General features: G+C 59.3%; 16 protein-coding genes. 12 read left to right on the forward strand and 4 right to left on the reverse strand.

Features of this window, described 5'->3' with window-relative positions; genetic code table 11:
* Nucleotides 1-39 precede the first annotated feature (39 nt).
* Nucleotides 40-525, reverse strand: a complete 486-nt coding sequence (locus KQH55_RS14960) for a universal stress protein (RefSeq protein ID WP_076788620.1) — start codon at nt 523-525, stop codon at nt 40-42.
* A gap of 468 nt (nt 526-993) precedes the next feature.
* Here KQH55_RS14960 and KQH55_RS14965 point away from each other — a divergent pair, with 468 nt between their 5' ends.
* The gene (locus tag KQH55_RS14965) at nt 994-2,082 is read left to right on the forward strand and encodes a purine nucleoside permease (protein ID WP_235091527.1); all 1,089 of its coding nucleotides are present in this window, start codon (nt 994-996) and stop codon (nt 2,080-2,082) included.
* A 65-nt stretch (nt 2,083-2,147) separates the two neighbouring features.
* Here the strand turns inward: KQH55_RS14965 and KQH55_RS14970 are convergent, their stop codons facing one another.
* The gene (locus tag KQH55_RS14970; protein WP_235091528.1) at nt 2,148-2,345 is read right to left on the reverse strand and encodes a hypothetical protein; all 198 of its coding nucleotides are present in this window, start codon (nt 2,343-2,345) and stop codon (nt 2,148-2,150) included.
* A 40-nt stretch (nt 2,346-2,385) separates the two neighbouring features.
* On the opposite strand from KQH55_RS14970, the gene ribA reads away from it, so the two are divergent.
* Nucleotides 2,386-3,015, forward strand: a complete 630-nt coding sequence (gene ribA, locus KQH55_RS14975; RefSeq protein WP_235091543.1) for a GTP cyclohydrolase II — start codon at nt 2,386-2,388, stop codon at nt 3,013-3,015.
* A gap of 212 nt (nt 3,016-3,227) precedes the next feature.
* Nucleotides 3,228-4,376, forward strand: a complete 1,149-nt coding sequence (locus tag KQH55_RS14980) for an ADP-heptose--LPS heptosyltransferase (RefSeq protein WP_076794234.1) — start codon at nt 3,228-3,230, stop codon at nt 4,374-4,376.
* Between the two features lie 79 nt (nt 4,377-4,455).
* Here the strand turns inward: KQH55_RS14980 and KQH55_RS14985 are convergent, their stop codons facing one another.
* Nucleotides 4,456-5,070, reverse strand: a complete 615-nt coding sequence (locus KQH55_RS14985; protein ID WP_139337182.1) for an OmpW family protein — start codon at nt 5,068-5,070, stop codon at nt 4,456-4,458.
* 210 nt (nt 5,071-5,280) lie between these two features.
* Complete coding sequence (locus KQH55_RS14990; protein WP_235091529.1) at nt 5,281-6,168, reverse strand: LysR substrate-binding domain-containing protein; 888 nt, start codon at nt 6,166-6,168, stop codon at nt 5,281-5,283.
* 199 nt (nt 6,169-6,367) lie between these two features.
* Here KQH55_RS14990 and KQH55_RS14995 point away from each other — a divergent pair, with 199 nt between their 5' ends.
* The 9 genes from KQH55_RS14995 to KQH55_RS15035 all read left to right on the forward strand — a co-directional run bounded on the left by KQH55_RS14995 (nt 6,368) and on the right by KQH55_RS15035 (nt 15,372).
* Nucleotides 6,368-7,123: a sulfite exporter TauE/SafE family protein gene (locus KQH55_RS14995; RefSeq protein WP_076794235.1), complete on the forward strand. Its 756-nt coding sequence runs from the start codon at nt 6,368-6,370 to the stop codon at nt 7,121-7,123.
* A 77-nt stretch (nt 7,124-7,200) separates the two neighbouring features.
* Nucleotides 7,201-8,763: a 4-hydroxyphenylacetate 3-hydroxylase family protein gene (locus tag KQH55_RS15000; protein WP_076788057.1), complete on the forward strand. Its 1,563-nt coding sequence runs from the start codon at nt 7,201-7,203 to the stop codon at nt 8,761-8,763.
* Between the two features lie 11 nt (nt 8,764-8,774).
* The gene (locus KQH55_RS15005) at nt 8,775-9,851 is read left to right on the forward strand and encodes an aromatic ring-hydroxylating dioxygenase subunit alpha (RefSeq protein WP_076794237.1); all 1,077 of its coding nucleotides are present in this window, start codon (nt 8,775-8,777) and stop codon (nt 9,849-9,851) included.
* Nucleotides 9,844-11,250, forward strand: coding sequence for a diaminobutyrate--2-oxoglutarate transaminase family protein (locus tag KQH55_RS15010; protein ID WP_235091530.1), 1,407 nt, complete (start codon nt 9,844-9,846; stop codon nt 11,248-11,250). The genes KQH55_RS15005 and KQH55_RS15010 overlap by 8 nt, the downstream gene beginning before the upstream one ends.
* On the forward strand, nt 11,247-12,686 hold the full coding sequence (locus KQH55_RS15015; protein ID WP_076794241.1) for a SidA/IucD/PvdA family monooxygenase: 1,440 nt from the start codon (nt 11,247-11,249) through the stop codon (nt 12,684-12,686). Before KQH55_RS15010 ends, KQH55_RS15015 begins: the two co-directional genes overlap by 4 nt.
* Nucleotides 12,646-13,293, forward strand: a complete 648-nt coding sequence (locus tag KQH55_RS15020; protein WP_076794243.1) for an FMN-binding negative transcriptional regulator — start codon at nt 12,646-12,648, stop codon at nt 13,291-13,293. Before KQH55_RS15015 ends, KQH55_RS15020 begins: the two co-directional genes overlap by 41 nt.
* Nucleotides 13,283-14,353, forward strand: a complete 1,071-nt coding sequence (gene zapE / locus KQH55_RS15025; protein WP_235091531.1) for a cell division protein ZapE — start codon at nt 13,283-13,285, stop codon at nt 14,351-14,353. Before KQH55_RS15020 ends, zapE begins: the two co-directional genes overlap by 11 nt.
* Before the next feature lie 2 nt (nt 14,354-14,355).
* Complete coding sequence (locus KQH55_RS15030) at nt 14,356-14,745, forward strand: tautomerase family protein (RefSeq protein ID WP_076794246.1); 390 nt, start codon at nt 14,356-14,358, stop codon at nt 14,743-14,745.
* Nucleotides 14,746-15,117: 372 nt separating this feature from the next.
* Nucleotides 15,118-15,372 (forward strand): integrase core domain-containing protein, encoded by a 255-nt coding sequence (locus tag KQH55_RS15035; RefSeq protein WP_139337316.1) that lies wholly within the window; start codon nt 15,118-15,120, stop codon nt 15,370-15,372.
* Nucleotides 15,373-15,452: the final 80 nt, after the last annotated feature.

Raw genomic sequence — 15,452 nt, forward strand, 5'->3', positions numbered from 1 at the left:
AAGCATCACGATGCACGATGCGTGGGACAGTAGGCGGCGTTAACCGTTCGCGGTGGTCGACGGCGCCGCTTGCGGCACGTGGCTTGCCGACGGAATCAGCAACACCGGTAGCTGCGCGAGCCGCAGCGTTTGTTCCGCCACGCTGCCCAGCACCAATCGGCGCACGCCGCGCCGTCCATGGGTACCGAGCACGAGCAGGTCCGCGTTGAACGCCTGTGCCGCCTGCACGATACACTCGGCAATCCCTTCGAGGGACGATGTCGTCAATATCTGCGGCGTGCCGGCGATGCCTCGAGTACGCATCGCGTCAGCCGCCTCGTCGATCACGCGTTGGCCTTCCTCTGTCTGCGCGCGCATGACGATTGACGGATCGTAGCCGGGCACCGAATAGTAGAGTGGGACGTCGTCGACGACGAAGATTGGCTGGAGCTGCGCGCTCTCGGACGCCGCAAGATCGAGCGCGGCGTTGAATGCATGACGCGAGGTGCGGCTGCCGTCGACGGCCACGAGGATGCGATGGTACATGCTGGCGTTCTCCTAGTGTGATGGACCCTTCGTGCGCCCGAGCGTGCGCACGCACCTATGCATTATCGCCGCAAAGGAGAGCGCGCAGCGTTTGCCGCTCCCGTCCACGAGCCTGCCCGCCTCGTCGTGCGCTGCCTGTTGTTGCAGTGCGCGGCATGGGTGGCGCGTCACCCGAACAGTAGCGCGGTACCCACCGGCAGGTCGTCGACCATCAATGGCGTGCGATTGCGGGACGCAGGGGGAGGCTGTCTGCATTGGAATCTGCGCTCCTTGAAGCGTCGGATACGGGCGGCGTGATGCGCAAGTACGCTCCTCAACCGTCGCACGAAGACACACCGCGTCGTATCGATGTTTTATCAGACATCGTTAATAGAATCTTTGATTCGCTTTGTCCCTTGTTTTGACCTGCAACACCCTATAGTCTCGCCGGTGGCGTGGGCCGACTCGTGTTCGAACAAGGAGCGAACGATGTTCAAAAAGCTGATTGGCGGTACCGTACTGGCGGCTGGTCTGGCGTGCGCCGGCCTCGGCAGTGGTCATGCGGAACAAGCGGCAGACGTGGTGCAGGCGGAGCCGGCGCTGCATTCGGATTGGGCCGGCGGGTCCGGCCGCGCCGTCAAGGTGATGATCGTTTCGATGTTCGGGCCGGAGGGCCAGGTATGGCTGGATCAGCTAGGGCCATGGCAGGCGATCCGTGTTCCGAGCTTGTCGTCCGACTATCCGTCTGTGCACTGCAATCGCAGTGACGTTTGTGTGCTGACGACCGGCATGGGCCATGCAAACGCGGCGGCATCGACGATGGCGCTGGTCCTGTCCCGGCAGTTCGACCTGCGACGGACCTATTTCATCGTCGCCGGGATCGCGGGCATCGATCCGGCGCAGGGCACGATCGGCTCTGCTGCTTGGGCGCATTACCTCGTCGATTTCGGTCTGCAGTGGGAACTAGATGCGCGTGAGATCCCCGCCGGGTGGCAGTCCGGTTACCTCGGCGTCAACACGAAGAGTCCGGTCGAGAAGCCGCCGCTGGATTATCGCACTGAGGTATTCGAGCTAAACGACGCGCTGGTGCAGCGCGCGTTCGCATTGTCGCGCGGCGTGCAATTATCGGATAGCGCGCCAGCGCAGGTGGCCCGCGCGCGGTTCGGCTACGCGCCGGCCAACCTGCCGCCGTCTGTGATCCAGTGCGATACGCTGGCGAGCGACACGTGGTGGTCCGGCACGCAGCTTGGTCAACGTGCGCGTGACTGGACGAAGCTGGTGACGCACGACAAGGGTGTCTATTGCACCACGCAGCAGGAGGACAACGCGACGTACGAGGCGCTCAAGCGGGGGGCCGCGGCGCACCGGGTGGACCTGTCGCGCGTGGCGGTGCTGCGCACCGGCTCGGATTTCGATCGACCGGCTGCGGGCCAGAGCAGCGCGGATAACCTGTTCAATTATGCGGCGCAAGGAGGCTTTCAGGTTGCGCTGCAGAACCTGTACCTGGCCGGCAACCCATTGGTGCAGGAGATCGTGACGCACTGGAAGGCTTGGCGCGATGGCGTGCCGAAGCACTGAGCTTCTCGCGCACTCGTGTCGCTCGATGAAACGCGTGTGCCAAGCGGCAATCCCCGCCGCATTACTTAGTATCTCACCCAATGCGGCGCATCGATCTCCATGCGCTCGTACGGACCCCGCCAGCGTTCGAGTCCGATCGATAGCGACGGATGGACGTAGCGGTCGCGCATCGGCACCAGGTATTGCACCGGAGCATGGGCGCGCCGCTTATGCGGCATACGCAGCCGTGGGACGATATTGGCCGCGACGCGGTAGACTTGCATCCCCGAAGCCCCTATGGCAGTGCGAATGATCGAGGTTACGATGCAGCAACAACATTTTGACGAGGCCAGCGAATGCGCGGCGCACATTGCTAGCGCGACGCTGCCGACCCGCTATGGGACTTTTGCGTCCCACGTGTTTCGCGTCAGGGGCGACGGCACGGAGCACCTGGCACTGGTCATGGGGGAGGTGCGCGCGCGCGAGGCGGTGCTCACACGGCTGCATTCGGAGTGCCTGACCGGCGACGTGCTCGGCTCGTTCCGCTGCGATTGCGGCGAGCAGTTGGACGCGGCGCTGCGCCACATCGCGGCCGAGGCGGCAGGTGTGCTGCTGTATCTGCGCGGGCAAGAAGGACGCGGCATCGGATTGTCGAACAAGATTCTCGCGTATGCATTGCAGGAGCAGGGCCGCGACACGGTCGATGCAAACCGAGACCTCGGGCTACCCGACGATGCGCGCGAATACGATTCAGCTGCCAGCATCCTGCGCTGGCTCGGGGTGTCGTCGGTACGATTGATGAGCAACAATCCGGATAAGTTTGACACGCTACGGCGCCATGGCATTCCCGTGCATGACCGCGTCGACCTCGCCATCCCGATGCGCGAGGAAAACGAACGCTATATCTGGGCTAAGCGTAAGCGCTTTGGCCACTATTTCAGCGAAAACGAATAGGATACGTGCCGGATCTGCGAGCACCTATCTGTCAACGTTGGCCGGCACCTCGGACGAAGTTCTTGCCGGCGTTGGAAACCGCAGGCCGAGCGCGTGATTTGTTTGGAGGCGACGCTGGAGCTGTTGTTGCGCGCAGGCGCAGATAACAAGAAGCTGCCGCGCTCGTAAGCAAGGAAACAAAGTAGGAGGATCGTTGTCTGGACCGGCACGCCATGACTATGCTTGATGAGGTTTGCGTACTGTCGAATCCCGGCTCACTGCTGTCGCCGCACGCCCACGTGGCAGCCTCATATGACCTGAAGGTGACCGGCAAGCCGGCACATGGCTACCAGCCGTTGTCGGTGGTGAGCTGGATCCGCAATGCGAATGCGGTGCCCTTCACGATCGACTATCGCCAGCAAACGCATTTGCATGTGGTTAACGGCATGGGTGTCACACTCGGTGACTCGATTATTGGATTGAGCGCGCTTGACGCAATCCGACGCCTGCATCCGTCGTTGTCGGTGACGATTTATCGGCCCGCCCATGCGCCAGATTACGTGAAGCAACTGTATGCATTGGCAGCACCCCGCTTCGGCAACGTGATCGACTTGCCGGTGCCGCTCGACTCGATTCCAGCAACCGAACTTGCCATCGACGTTGGTAACCATCTTTTCTGGCCCGGCTTTGCGACCCTGCCGATGATTGATTTTTTCCTGTTCGCGCTCGGCATGGCGCCCCACACCGTGCCCGCGCGGTACAAGGCGAACGATTGGCTCACCACGCTGACATTACCGGCTCCCGGCAGGGGGTGGTGTGCACGTGGCTATACGTTGCTTTGTCCGGAGGCGAGCACGCCGGTGCGCAGTATCCCGGCCGCTGTGCGCGTGTCGATCGTCGATGAGATGTGGCGCACCTTCGGCTTGCCAGTGCTGGGCTTCGGTGCGCTGGAGCACGATCACTATACGGATATTGCCGCACTGTCGCCCGATACGGCGAGCTTTCTGAGCTGGGTTGCTCATGCCCGCCACGTGGTGACCTCCGACACGGCCGCGGTACACGTGGCGGCAGGCTTTAGCGTGCCAAGTACCGCGTATTTCACGACGATCGCACCGGCGCTGCGCGTGCGCGACTATCTACACTGCAAGGCGCTCGCGTTGGACGTGCCGGAATTGGATGGAATGCAAGTGAGCGAGCGGGCCGCCGACTTGCGTCGGGTCGAGCGCGCGTACCACGAATGGTATGCGGCCCGCGGCAACTGGTTAGCAACCTGTGATCGCGCGCCGGGGCAGCTGCTGTTGAGTCAACCGGAGCAGGGCCAACTGGAATCGGGCCAATCGGAACTGGCCCTGCCGGAATTGACGCCAATCGGGCTGGGCTAACCGGTGCTGAGTCCGCCTACGCTGAGCGTAACCTGCGCCGGTTCGCTCAGCCGACCCGTCGCGATCGTGCAATAGCGCCTCAGAAGCGCATTCCGACGCCGATGCCCACCACTAGCGGGTCGATTTTCAACGAGCCAAGCTGTGTGTCACCGATCGATGCGCTGGTGCGCATCCAGATCTTCTTGATGTCGGCGTTGACGAAAATGCTCTGGGTCACTTGCACGTCCACACCAGCCTGCAGCGCCGGACCGAAACTGGAGTGCTTGATTGACACCGGCGTGCCGCCCGCATGCAGCCCATCGTTATAGAAATAAGTGTAGTTCAACCCGGCGCCCACATACGGGCGGATCTTGCCGGCCGGATTGAAGTGATATTGCAACAACAACGTGGGCGGCAGCACGTTGACACCACCCAATGCGCCGATGTTGGACGTAATCTGGTGCCGCGATGTCCCAAGGATCAACTCGATGCCGATGTTGCGTGTCGCCATGTACGTGAAATCGAGTTCCGGAACGATCGCATTGTTGACCCCGGTGCCGAGTTGGCCGAGCGTGCCGCCGGCCGACACGTCGGGCTGAATGCTAATCGCGCGCAAGCGGGCCAGGATATCACCTTGCTCAGCCTGGACGGGCGCCGCAAACACGACGGGCGCTGCAAGCAGCATGCCGGCTGCGATACGGAAAAGTGCGTTCATGGTGTCGTCTTCTTGTGCAATGTTGTGGGTGGGTCATGTATATTGTCGAACGGACGTTCACGCTCTGTATTGACGTGAGTCAATACCCATGCTCGCGCCGGGTAAGAGTCGAGCGACGCGCTCGTCGTACAATTGCATGCCACGCCCACGCCCACGCCCACGCCCACGCCTACGCCTACGCCTACGCCTACGCCGGCGCGATGACCGTGCTCAGTTTTTTTCTGTGATTGCCGCCACGAATGTTTGGACGAGTGCGGATGCATTGCTCCGATACAGCATCGCAATGGCAGTGGTATTGCCGGCGCCGGCCAGCCGAATGAAGCGCACGCCTGCTGGCGCGATTAAGCGCATGCTTTCTGCGACCAGTGATACGCCGAAACCTGCTTCGATCAGGCTCAGTTGCGTTGTCTTGCGTGATGTCACGCGAGCCGAACGCGGAAAGTAGCCGTTTTTCATGCACAATTCCGCGACACGAAAACTCAACCCTCCTCGTTCGTGATGCGGCAGTGACACGAACGGCTCCTCGCGTAGCTCGGCAATCGAAACTGCTTCGCGTACCGCAAGCGGATGCGTGGCGCTAACGGCCAGCATCAGTGGCTCCGAATAAAGCTCGTCAGCACGCACACCGGGAAATTCCAGGTGAACAGGCAGTCGTACAAAGCCGACATCGTTCACGCCTTGCTCGATACTCGCCATCTGTTCTTCTGACGGCATTTGGGACACCTGCGCTGAAACGTGCTCGTTGACGTCAAGATAGCGTCGAACGCGTTCCAGCAAGGGTCCAGCGAATGGCACCGAGCTTGAATGGACCAGGCGGATGATGCCTTGCTCGCCGCGATTCGCATGACGTGTCTGTACAAGCGTTTCATTGAGGTTGAACAGTAGACGCTTTGCGCCATCATACAGCGCCTTTCCAGCTCGGGTTAGTTCGATCCGGCGCGCACCGCGCACGAGTAGCTGCACTTGTGCCGTTGCCTCTAGTTCCTTGATCTGCCTGCTCAAGGCGGATTGCGCGATGAAAAGCCGCTCGGCGGCAAGACTGTAGCTGCCCGCCTCGACGATTTCCACAAAGTAACGCAGTTGCCGTAGCGACATCATCTCCATGCCTTATTGAGATAGCACTTTGCCAAAATGATATTGGTTGGCCAAAAATTAGCGCGATATATTGCCTGCGGATTTGGCGGTTAGGTTAAATAATTGGGCTGATAAATAAGGGTCATAACGTATTCTGTCATTGTTTTCCTATTCCGAGTGATCGATGTAGAACACCGAAATAGCAATAAATCAAGGACCGCAATTGATCTTCGATCTGACTGTAACGCATTTGTTCATCGTATGGTTAGGGATCGCATTAGCGTATGTCGTGTTCGGCATGACTGGGTTTGGCACTGCACTGGTGGCTAGTCCACTGTTGGCCCAGTTCATACCGGTATCGCACATTGTCCCGCTGCTCGCATTGCTGGATTTTTGTGCGGCCACCACGAATGTGGTGCGAGACGGCAGAAAAGCCGAGCGCGGCGAATTGAAGCGACTGGTTCCTTTGATGGTGGCCGGCAGCGGAATCGGTGCGGTGATCTTGTTGGTGACGAAACCGGATCTGTTGCTGCTGCTGCTTGGGATTTTTGTGATTGGTTACGCAGCATACTCGTTAAGTGGCTATCGGCCAATGACACAATTAAGTTCATGGTCGTCGGTGCCTTTCGGACTCGTTGGTGGCATCTTCAGCGCGTTATTTGGCAGTGGCGGTTTTATTTATGCGATTTATCTGCAGGGACGGCTTGAAAACAAGGAGCATATCCGCATCACGCAAACCACGCTGATTGGATTGTCGACGCTTACCAGGCTGGTGATGTTCTTGGCGGCCGGCGTCTACGCCAACTGCAGTCTGCTGCTGCTCGCGGTGCTGCTCGCGCCAGGCATGCTGGCCGGCGTGTGGATAGGACGCCGCATTACGCTGAGGCTCTCGCGTGAGCAATTCGTCAAGCTGGTGAATAGCGTCATCCTCGTATCCGGTGTGTTTTTGTTGGTGCGGTATTTTTCGTCAATTTCATAGGTTATACCCGGTAGGACCGGGCGGTTCCATGGCGCTGTAGGCAGTCGCGGTTAGATTTAACGTTACCAGGAGTATCCATGATTCAAAGCACATCCGCGGCATTGAAGCTGGAAGCCGCTGAGAAGGACGAAATGTTGACGGCTGACGAGTATCTCGCCAGTCTCGACGACGGCCGTGAAGTGTTCATCTATGGTGAAAAAATTCGATCTGTCACGCAGCACGTGGCATTTCGCAACAGTGCGAGATCCATCGCTCGGTTGTACGATGCGCTGCATGCACCGGCGTCCCGAGACACGATGACGACACTGGATCCGTCCGGTTATCGCACGCATTGCTATTTCACCCCAGCGCGTTCGGCCGACGACTTGCTGCGGGCCCGCGCCGCAATCGCACACTGGTCGCGGCTGTCGTACGGCTTCATGGGGCGTACGCCCGACTACAAGGCGGGTTTTACCGCAACGTTGCTGTCCGATCCTGACTTCTATGATCCGTTCCGCGACAATGCGATCCGCTGGTACCACGAGACGGCACGCAAAGTGCTGTTCATGAATCATGTTCTGGTGAATCCACCAGTGGGCCGGGCCAAGTCGATTGACAGCATGCGTGACGTCTATCTGCATGTGGAGAAAGAGCGTGACGACGGTATCGTCGTGCGTGGCGCTAAGATGGTGGCGACCAGCGCGGCGATATCGAATGCCACGTTCGTGGCACAAAACAGTGCAACGCAGTACCAGCAGGGTCGGGAAGAGGATTTTGCACTGTGCTTCATCTTGCCGATGAGTACGCCAAACTTAAAAATTGTTTGTCGGCGCTCATACGAAGCGTCGTCGTTGAGTCCGTTTGACAATCCATTGTCCAGCCGTTTTGACGAGAATGATTCGGTGCTGATTTTCGATGGCGTGTTTGTGCCATGGGAAAACGTGTTGATTTACCGGGATATACCGAAGGCGCGCAGTTTCTATTCGGCCTCGGGATTCCTGAATCGTTATCCGTTGCAATCCGGCACGCGGCTCGCAGTCAAATTGGATTTCCTCTGTGGCGCGTTGATTAAGCTGCTCGAATCAAACGGCAGCTACGAATTCAGAGGCGTGCGCACGAAGGTGGCCGATGTAGTCGGCTGGCGCAACGCGATGTGGGCGATGACTGAAGCGATGTGCATTGCGCCGCAAAAGCGCAGCGACGGCTCTGTCGTACCGCGGCTCGAAGTGGCGGCGACAGTGCGGCACTTCGGCGCACAGGTGATGACCCACATCAAGCCGATTTTCGACACGATCCTCGGTGGTTCGCTGATCATGCAGGTGGCCAGTTTCGCGGACATGCACAATCCAGAACTGCGTGGGCTCATCGATACGTACTACCAAGGCACTGATTCGAGCGCACAGGAGCGGCTCAAGCTTGTGAAATTGCTGTGGGACGCGATCGGCAGCGAGTTTGGCGGCCGGCACGAGCTGTACGAGTACAACTATGCGGGTAACCATGAGCAGGTACGGTTGGACATGCTGAACCATTCCACCGCATGTGGTGCGATCGACCAATGCAGGTCGCTCGTCGAGCAGTGTCTTGCCGATTACGACGTTGATGGCTGGCGCAACCCGTCATGGCAGTTTGACGGCCAGCGTGAAGCCTACCCGTTTGCGTGATGAGGTGAACAATGATCTATTCTGGAAAGTGGGACCGGGATGCGCTCGACTACCGGGCGCTGCGCGATCAGTGGCATGTGGTCGCCCGCTCGGACGATGTGGCACGCGATATGCCGCTTGCCGTGCGCTTGCTGGGCGAGGACTTGGTGCTGTGGCGGAACCATGCCGGCATCAACGCGTGGCTCGATTATTGCGGTCATCGTGGCGCGCGGCTTTCGCTGGGCTGTGTGCGCGACGGGGAAATTGAGTGCCCTTATCATGGATGGCGTTATGCGTCGTCGGGACAATGCACGAAAGTGCCTGCGCATCCGGACCAAACGCCGCCCGCGCAGCGGCTTGTTCGCGTGTACCGTGTAACCGAACGCTACGGGTTAGTTTGGGTCTGTGTCGGACAACCGGCAGCTGACGTGCCGCCGTTCCCCGAATGGGATGACGCGAGCTTCCGCAAGGTGTATGCGGGACCTTACCGCTATCGGGCAAACGCATTGCGCTCAGTGGAGAATTTCCTCGATGCTTCGCATTTTCCATTCGTGCACGCAAATCTAAACGGCGATCCAAGTTGTCCCGATAAAATTGAGGATTACGAAGTAAAAATGACGGAAAACGGTCTCAAAACTTCGGAAATCGAGGTATTTCAGCCGTATGGCGATCATCGTGGGATCCCGGTTACCGCTCGCTATACCTATCACGCTTTTCGGCCTACGACCGCCTACTTCTCGAAGAAGACCGGCGTTATCGAACGCTTTTGCACGTTTCTGAACGCGACGCCTGTTGACGAGGACGAGTGCGTGATACAGCTCATTGTGGCGATCAACTTCGGTGAAGACTTGAGCGACGCACAAATCCTCCAGCGCCAGGACCGGGTGTTTGAGCAGGATCGCCACATCGTCGAATCGCAGCGTCCCTATCGGCTGCCACTGGACTTGCGCGAAGAGATGCATGTGCGCAGCGACCGCCTCGCGGTGGAGTATCGACGCTGGTTGCGTGTGCTGGGTGAGGCTGCAACAGCGGGCTGCAGCGCCCACCAAACCGCTGGCGTGCAACAGCATGCTCGCAGTGAGCATTCAAAGGAGTCGTATCATGCATAAGCAAACGCTGGATGCATTGTCCATGCTCGAGCATCGTGAGTCCAATGCTCGTACGTATGCACGCTCGATCACTCGCGTCCTCACGCGGGCAGAGCTTGCGACCGTCTACGATAGTGAAGGCCGTCAATATTTGGACTGCCTCGCGTGCGCTGGCGCGCTGCCGTTGGGACACAATCATCCGTACGTCATGGAGCGGGTCAGCCAGTTTCTCGCATCGGGCCACATTCTGCAGGCACTGGACATTGCGACGCCGGCGAAGATCGAATTTGTCGAAGCGTTATATCGCGTATTGCCGCCGCAGTTTGCCAACGATGCCAAGCTTCAGTTTTGTGGGCCGACCGGCTCCGATGCGGTCGAGGCGGCGATCAAGCTATTCAAGACAGTCACGGGCCGGCGGTCGGTACTGGCATTTCACGGCGCGTATCACGGCATGACGATGGGCGCGTTGAGTCTGATGGGCAACCGGGGACCGAAGGAAAGCGTGGCCGGGGCGATGGCAGAAGTGCATTTTTTGCCTTATCCGAATGCCTATCGATGCCCGTTCGGTGTTGGCGGTGCACAAAGCGATACGTTGTCGTTGGCGTATATCCGCCATCTTCTTGAGGATCCGGAGAGCGGCATCACGAAGCCCGCGCTGATTCTGCTGGAAGCGGTGCAGGGCGAGGGCGGCTGCATTCCGGCCAGTGCCGATTGGTTGACCGGATTGTCCGAGCTGGCGCTGCGTCATCAGATTCCGCTTGTTATCGATGAGGTGCAGACCGGCTTCGGTCGTACTGGCACGATGTTCGCGCATGAGGTGGCTGGCATCATACCCGACGCGGTCATCCTGTCTAAGGCAGTGGGCGGCGGTTTTCCACTATCCGTGCTCGCCTATCGGCGCTGCTACGACGGTTGGCGACCCGGTGCCCATGCGGGGACGTTTCGAGGCAACCAGATCGCATTGGTGGCGGGTGCCGCTACGCTTGAATTTCTACGCTCGCACGGTATTGCGCAGCAGGCAGCTGAGCGCGGCGCCAGGCTGCGCGCCGGTCTTGAATCGTTGCAACGGCGCTACGCGTGTATCGGCGACGTGCGTGGTCGTGGCCTGATGCTCGGCGTCGAGATCGTTGATCCACACGGTCCGCTGGATGCGCGCGGATTGCCGCCAGCGGAGGGCGAACTAGCGCGGCGCATCAAGCATGCTTGCCTGGACGAAGGTTTGATCATTGAGACGGGAGGACGTCACGGTGCGGTGTTGCGGCTGCTGCCGCCGCTGATCATTACAGAGGCTGAAACGGACGAAATCCTAGCTCGTCTCGAACGAGCGTTATCGACGGTGACCAGCGCGGTGGATGCGCCCTTGCTTACCCCTGACGGTATCGGCCGCAACGCTCACATTTCTGTATCGGAGACCTTATGAAAGCAGGACACGACGCCGCCACGGCGCTTGAACCTTGCGTTTACGATGTGATTGGAATCGGCTTTGGTCCCGCCAACATTGCGCTTGCCGTAGCGCTTGAGGAGCTGACCGACGGCCTCGACGTTTTGTTTCTCGAAAAGCGCGATGCGGCGTGCTGGCAGCAGGGCATGCTGCTGGAGGAGTCGGACATCCAGAACCATCCACTGCGCGATCTGGTCACGCCACGCAATCCACGCAGTCGCTATTCATTTACCAATTTCCTGTTCGAGAACGGGCGATTATTCGAGCATTTGAACCTCGGGCTATCGTTTCCATTGCGGATCGAGTATGCGCAGTACGTGCAGTGGGTGGCCGGCTTCTTCGCGCATCAAGTCAATTATGGCGTGGACGTGACGAGCATTGAGCCGGTCATCGACGCGCGTTCTGGACTGTTGGATGGCTATGTGGTGAGCGATTGCACTGGTCGCACATGGCGGGCCCGCTCGGTCGTTGTCGCGCCGGGGCGTACGCCGAACGTGCCGATGCAGTTCGCCGGCTTTGACGATCCGCGCATTGTCCACTTAAACGACTATCTCTTCGCGCTGCGACGGGCGTGTGACGGCGGCCGCAAGCCGCGCATCGCGGTCATTGGTGGTAGCCAGAGCGCAGTCGAGATTTTGCTGCACGCGTATGGTACCGGCTCGTGCGCGTCGGTTGTCGGCATCACGCGTAACTTTGCGTTCCGGCAGAAGGACACGAGCCCGTTTTCCGACGAGGTTTATTTTCCTGAATTTATTCAAACATTCTTTTTTGCGGACCAGGCAACGCGCAATCGGTTGCGCGCGGAACTGATGCCGACCAATTATGCTTCGGCGGACAAGGACGTACTGGAGGCGCTGTACGTCAAGCGCTACGTGAACCGAATATTGGGACGTGATGGTCTGGCGATACGGACCAATACGTACGTCGATGCTGTGACGGTCACAGAAGAGGGGATTCGCCTGGCGCTCGTCAACTCGGTGAGCGGTGAGCATGTGCTCGACTGCTTCGACCTGGTTGTCCTGGCAACGGGCTTTCTTGATATTGGCGACGGTCCGAGGTACGAGCCCTATCCACCGCTGCTGCGGCAGCTGGCGCCGCTGCTCGACTTGAGCCGCGGGCACCTGGATGTGTCGTTCGACTACCGCGTGCATTTCTCGTGTGCAGTGGCGCCGGACGCACCGCTGTATTTAAACGGGTTATGCGAGTCATCCCACGGCATGGGGGACTCCGGCTCGTTCAGTCTGCTGGCGTTGCGCTCCGAGGCCATTGCTCGGTCGCTCTACGCGCAGCTGTCGCGCCCCGCGGCACGCGCCAGTTCGAATGCAGTCGTGCCTTCTGCCACGGCCACTGCGGCCATCCATGATACGGACAAAAATGGAACCTCTAGCGAACCAACCCGTTTCGTTTCATTATGATGCGTTCCGCTTTACTGATCCGGAGCGGATCGACGCGATCATCGACAGCTTTCCGCTCGCGTTGATCGTCAGCACGGACGCGGGGCTATCTCATGCGAGCCATATCCCGCTTTTTCGCGAACGCCAGTCGCGCAGTCTATTCGGTCATGTCGATGCGGCAAACCCTCAGTTCTGTGATGTTAAAACGGTGCGTGCGCGTATTGTGTTCACTGGACCCGACAGCTATATTCCGCCCGAAGCGTACGTGACGCGACAACTTCCGACGTGGAACTACGTGGCCGTCCATCTGGTGGGCTCTGTGCATGTCGTGACCGACCTGGCGCAGAAGATCGACGTGCTGCGCGAGACAGCGGCCCGCTTGCAGCCCGACGATGCACGATGGCAGTTCGACGCGAATGATGAACGGGTGGCACGGTTCGCGCCGGGCGTGCTCGCGTTGCGCGTACACGTCGAGCATGAGGAGGCGCGCATCAAGCTTTCGCAGGATAAGGGCTTAGAGGACCAGTATGCGGCGCTCGACTGCCTGTTGTCCACGCGCGCGCGTAGTCTGCGGCCGCTGCTGGAGACATTCCTGCCGCCACGGGAGGGGGCCGCGCATGCTCGATGACGCGCAAGTCGTAGCCTCGCTTCGCAGCAGCGGAATCGAGCCGGACGAAAGCCAGCGCCGGGCAATCGCAGCGTTATGTATGCTGCTCATGGCACCGGGTCGGCGCTGGCTGGGCGCGCTGCACCGGTTGCATGGCGTGTATTGCCATGGTCTACCCGGACGAGGCAAGAGCATGGTCGTCGATGCGTTTTTTCAGCTCGCGCCAGGATCGAAGCGGCGGATTCATTTTCATGAGTTTCTGCGGGATATCAATTGCAGGCTTGTGAAGGCACCGCGCAGTAGCGATCGGCTCGCGGACGTCGCGAAGACTTGGCTGCACGGCGTCAATCTGCTGTGTTTTGATGAATTTCACGTGCATGACATCGCTGATGCGTTTCTTATTGGGCGATTTCTGACAACGGCCATCGCTGAGGGCGTGCGTATCGTGCTCACGTCGAACTATGCGCCGGACGATCTGCTGCCGAACCAGGAATATCATGCGCGTTTCGCACCGACGATCGACATGATTAAGCGTCATTTCACGATCGCGCACTTCGATGGACCGCGCGATTACCGGTTCAGTGATGCGGATACCGCACAGCCTCGGTTCTTTTCGCCGCTTGCGCTTGCTCGCGAGCCGTTACGCACCATTTTCGTCACTCGGGAAGGCGAAGCTGCGCTGCAACCTGGCGTTATGGAGTTGGCGGGTCGGCCGTTGCCGGTGAGCGCTGCGGGCGAGACAACGGTATGGGTGGATTTCGACGTGCTTTGCATGGCGCAGCGTTCGCATGTCGATTATTTGGCGATGGTTGATCGCTGGCAATGGGTCATCATTGACAACGTCTACGCAACGGCACTGGAAAATCCCGATACATTGCAGCGTCTGGTGTGGTTGATCGACATCTTGTATGACCGCAAGTGCGGTGTCTGTATCGCATCGGACATTGCGATCAGCGATGCACTCGAGGGCCTCGAAGGTGCGCATGATCTATCGAGGACAGTTAGCCGCCTTGCCGAGATGCAGTCTCGTGCCTACGCTGGTTTTACCAAAAATCCACTTACCATGATTCAGGAGACTTGAATATGCCAATCGTCAAAATCGAAGAGCCGCGGACGCGCACCGCAGACGAGAAGGCGCGACTCGTCGACTTGCTATTCAGCGTACTTCGACAAACACTGGGGGTTACTCCGAACGAGTTGCAAGCGAGATACCAGACGTTCGAACCGGAGGATTTTTATCCGCCGGCGGGTACTGGCGAGTATCTGGTGATCGAGATCACGCTGTTCGCCGGACGCTCGCTCGATGTCAAGCGCCGACTTTACGAACGCGTTGTCGCGGAGGTGGCGCAGGCGCGTCAGGTTGATCCATCCCGCATCCTAGTTCTGTTGCGTGAAGAGCCGCTCGACAACTGGGGGTTACACGGTGGCCATGCCGCAACGGACCTGAAGTTCGATTACGCGATTGCGATATGAAAGACGACGAACCTGGCCCGGCGGATTCCGACGCCGGATCGACACACGTGCCGGAAGACGCTTTTCCGTCGGCCGGTATTGCGTTCTGGTGTCAAGGCACCGGACTTGTCGTGTCCGCTGTCGATCGACGACAGCTCGCGTCCCCGACGTTATGGCGTATGCTGGAGGCAGCGCGGCGATCGCATCAACGTGCCGCTTGCGCGGCGGCAGCCCCCGGTCCTGACGGCAGTGACGAGCATGCGTCTGATGCGTAGTTGGTGAGGTCACGCGATCTATGACTATGTGTCACACCGAATCGCTTTCGGCATAGGTCCGGTACCGTCAGCTTTGCCTCCTCGCGCTTGAGCGTGTCCCTGAGCTGGCTGTCCGTGAATCTCGACTTCTTTATTCTGTAGAACCCCGTCAACGAAAAAATGCTACTTCTGTTCCCGCTGGATCCTCGGGAGGATTACCTTGTCACTCGAGAACGCCAAGCGCAAAATCGAGACTTGGCGCCAGTACTATAATGAGATGCGTCCCCACTGTGCACTGCAGTGGATGACGCCTGCCGAGTTTGCCCGCCAATACAGCCCCCAGGCCAATTTGGCCACCCCAAAGAGCCGGAAATTTCTACTAGAACGGCCCTGATTCGGGGGCAGCCTCAGCTTCTTTCGTATGCTTAATCCGCGTGAGTCGTTCTTCCCCCACTGCCGCCACAATTTTTTCAT

It is taken from the genome of Mycetohabitans sp. B3 (assembly GCF_021498065.1).
GTDB lineage: Bacteria > Pseudomonadota > Gammaproteobacteria > Burkholderiales > Burkholderiaceae > Mycetohabitans.

Excerpts from the sequence above, each read along its gene's own strand:
- KQH55_RS14960 (WP_076788620.1), bottom strand. The coding sequence starts at position 525 with ATGTACCATCGCATCCTCGTGGCCGTCGACGGCAGCCGCACCTCGCGT.
- KQH55_RS14965 (WP_235091527.1), top strand. The coding sequence starts at position 994 with ATGTTCAAAAAGCTGATTGGCGGTACCGTACTGGCGGCTGGTCTGGCG.
- KQH55_RS14970 (WP_235091528.1), bottom strand. The coding sequence starts at position 2,345 with ATGCAAGTCTACCGCGTCGCGGCCAATATCGTCCCACGGCTGCGTATG.
- ribA (WP_235091543.1), top strand. The coding sequence starts at position 2,386 with ATGCAGCAACAACATTTTGACGAGGCCAGCGAATGCGCGGCGCACATT.
- KQH55_RS14980 (WP_076794234.1), top strand. The coding sequence starts at position 3,228 with ATGACTATGCTTGATGAGGTTTGCGTACTGTCGAATCCCGGCTCACTG.
- KQH55_RS14985 (WP_139337182.1), bottom strand. The coding sequence starts at position 5,070 with ATGAACGCACTTTTCCGTATCGCAGCCGGCATGCTGCTTGCAGCGCCC.
- KQH55_RS14990 (WP_235091529.1), bottom strand. The coding sequence starts at position 6,168 with ATGATGTCGCTACGGCAACTGCGTTACTTTGTGGAAATCGTCGAGGCG.
- KQH55_RS15000 (WP_076788057.1), top strand. The coding sequence starts at position 7,201 with ATGATTCAAAGCACATCCGCGGCATTGAAGCTGGAAGCCGCTGAGAAG.
- KQH55_RS15005 (WP_076794237.1), top strand. The coding sequence starts at position 8,775 with ATGATCTATTCTGGAAAGTGGGACCGGGATGCGCTCGACTACCGGGCG.
- KQH55_RS15010 (WP_235091530.1), top strand. The coding sequence starts at position 9,844 with ATGCATAAGCAAACGCTGGATGCATTGTCCATGCTCGAGCATCGTGAG.
- KQH55_RS15015 (WP_076794241.1), top strand. The coding sequence starts at position 11,247 with ATGAAAGCAGGACACGACGCCGCCACGGCGCTTGAACCTTGCGTTTAC.
- KQH55_RS15020 (WP_076794243.1), top strand. The coding sequence starts at position 12,646 with ATGGAACCTCTAGCGAACCAACCCGTTTCGTTTCATTATGATGCGTTC.
- zapE (WP_235091531.1), top strand. The coding sequence starts at position 13,283 with ATGCTCGATGACGCGCAAGTCGTAGCCTCGCTTCGCAGCAGCGGAATC.
- KQH55_RS15030 (WP_076794246.1), top strand. The coding sequence starts at position 14,356 with ATGCCAATCGTCAAAATCGAAGAGCCGCGGACGCGCACCGCAGACGAG.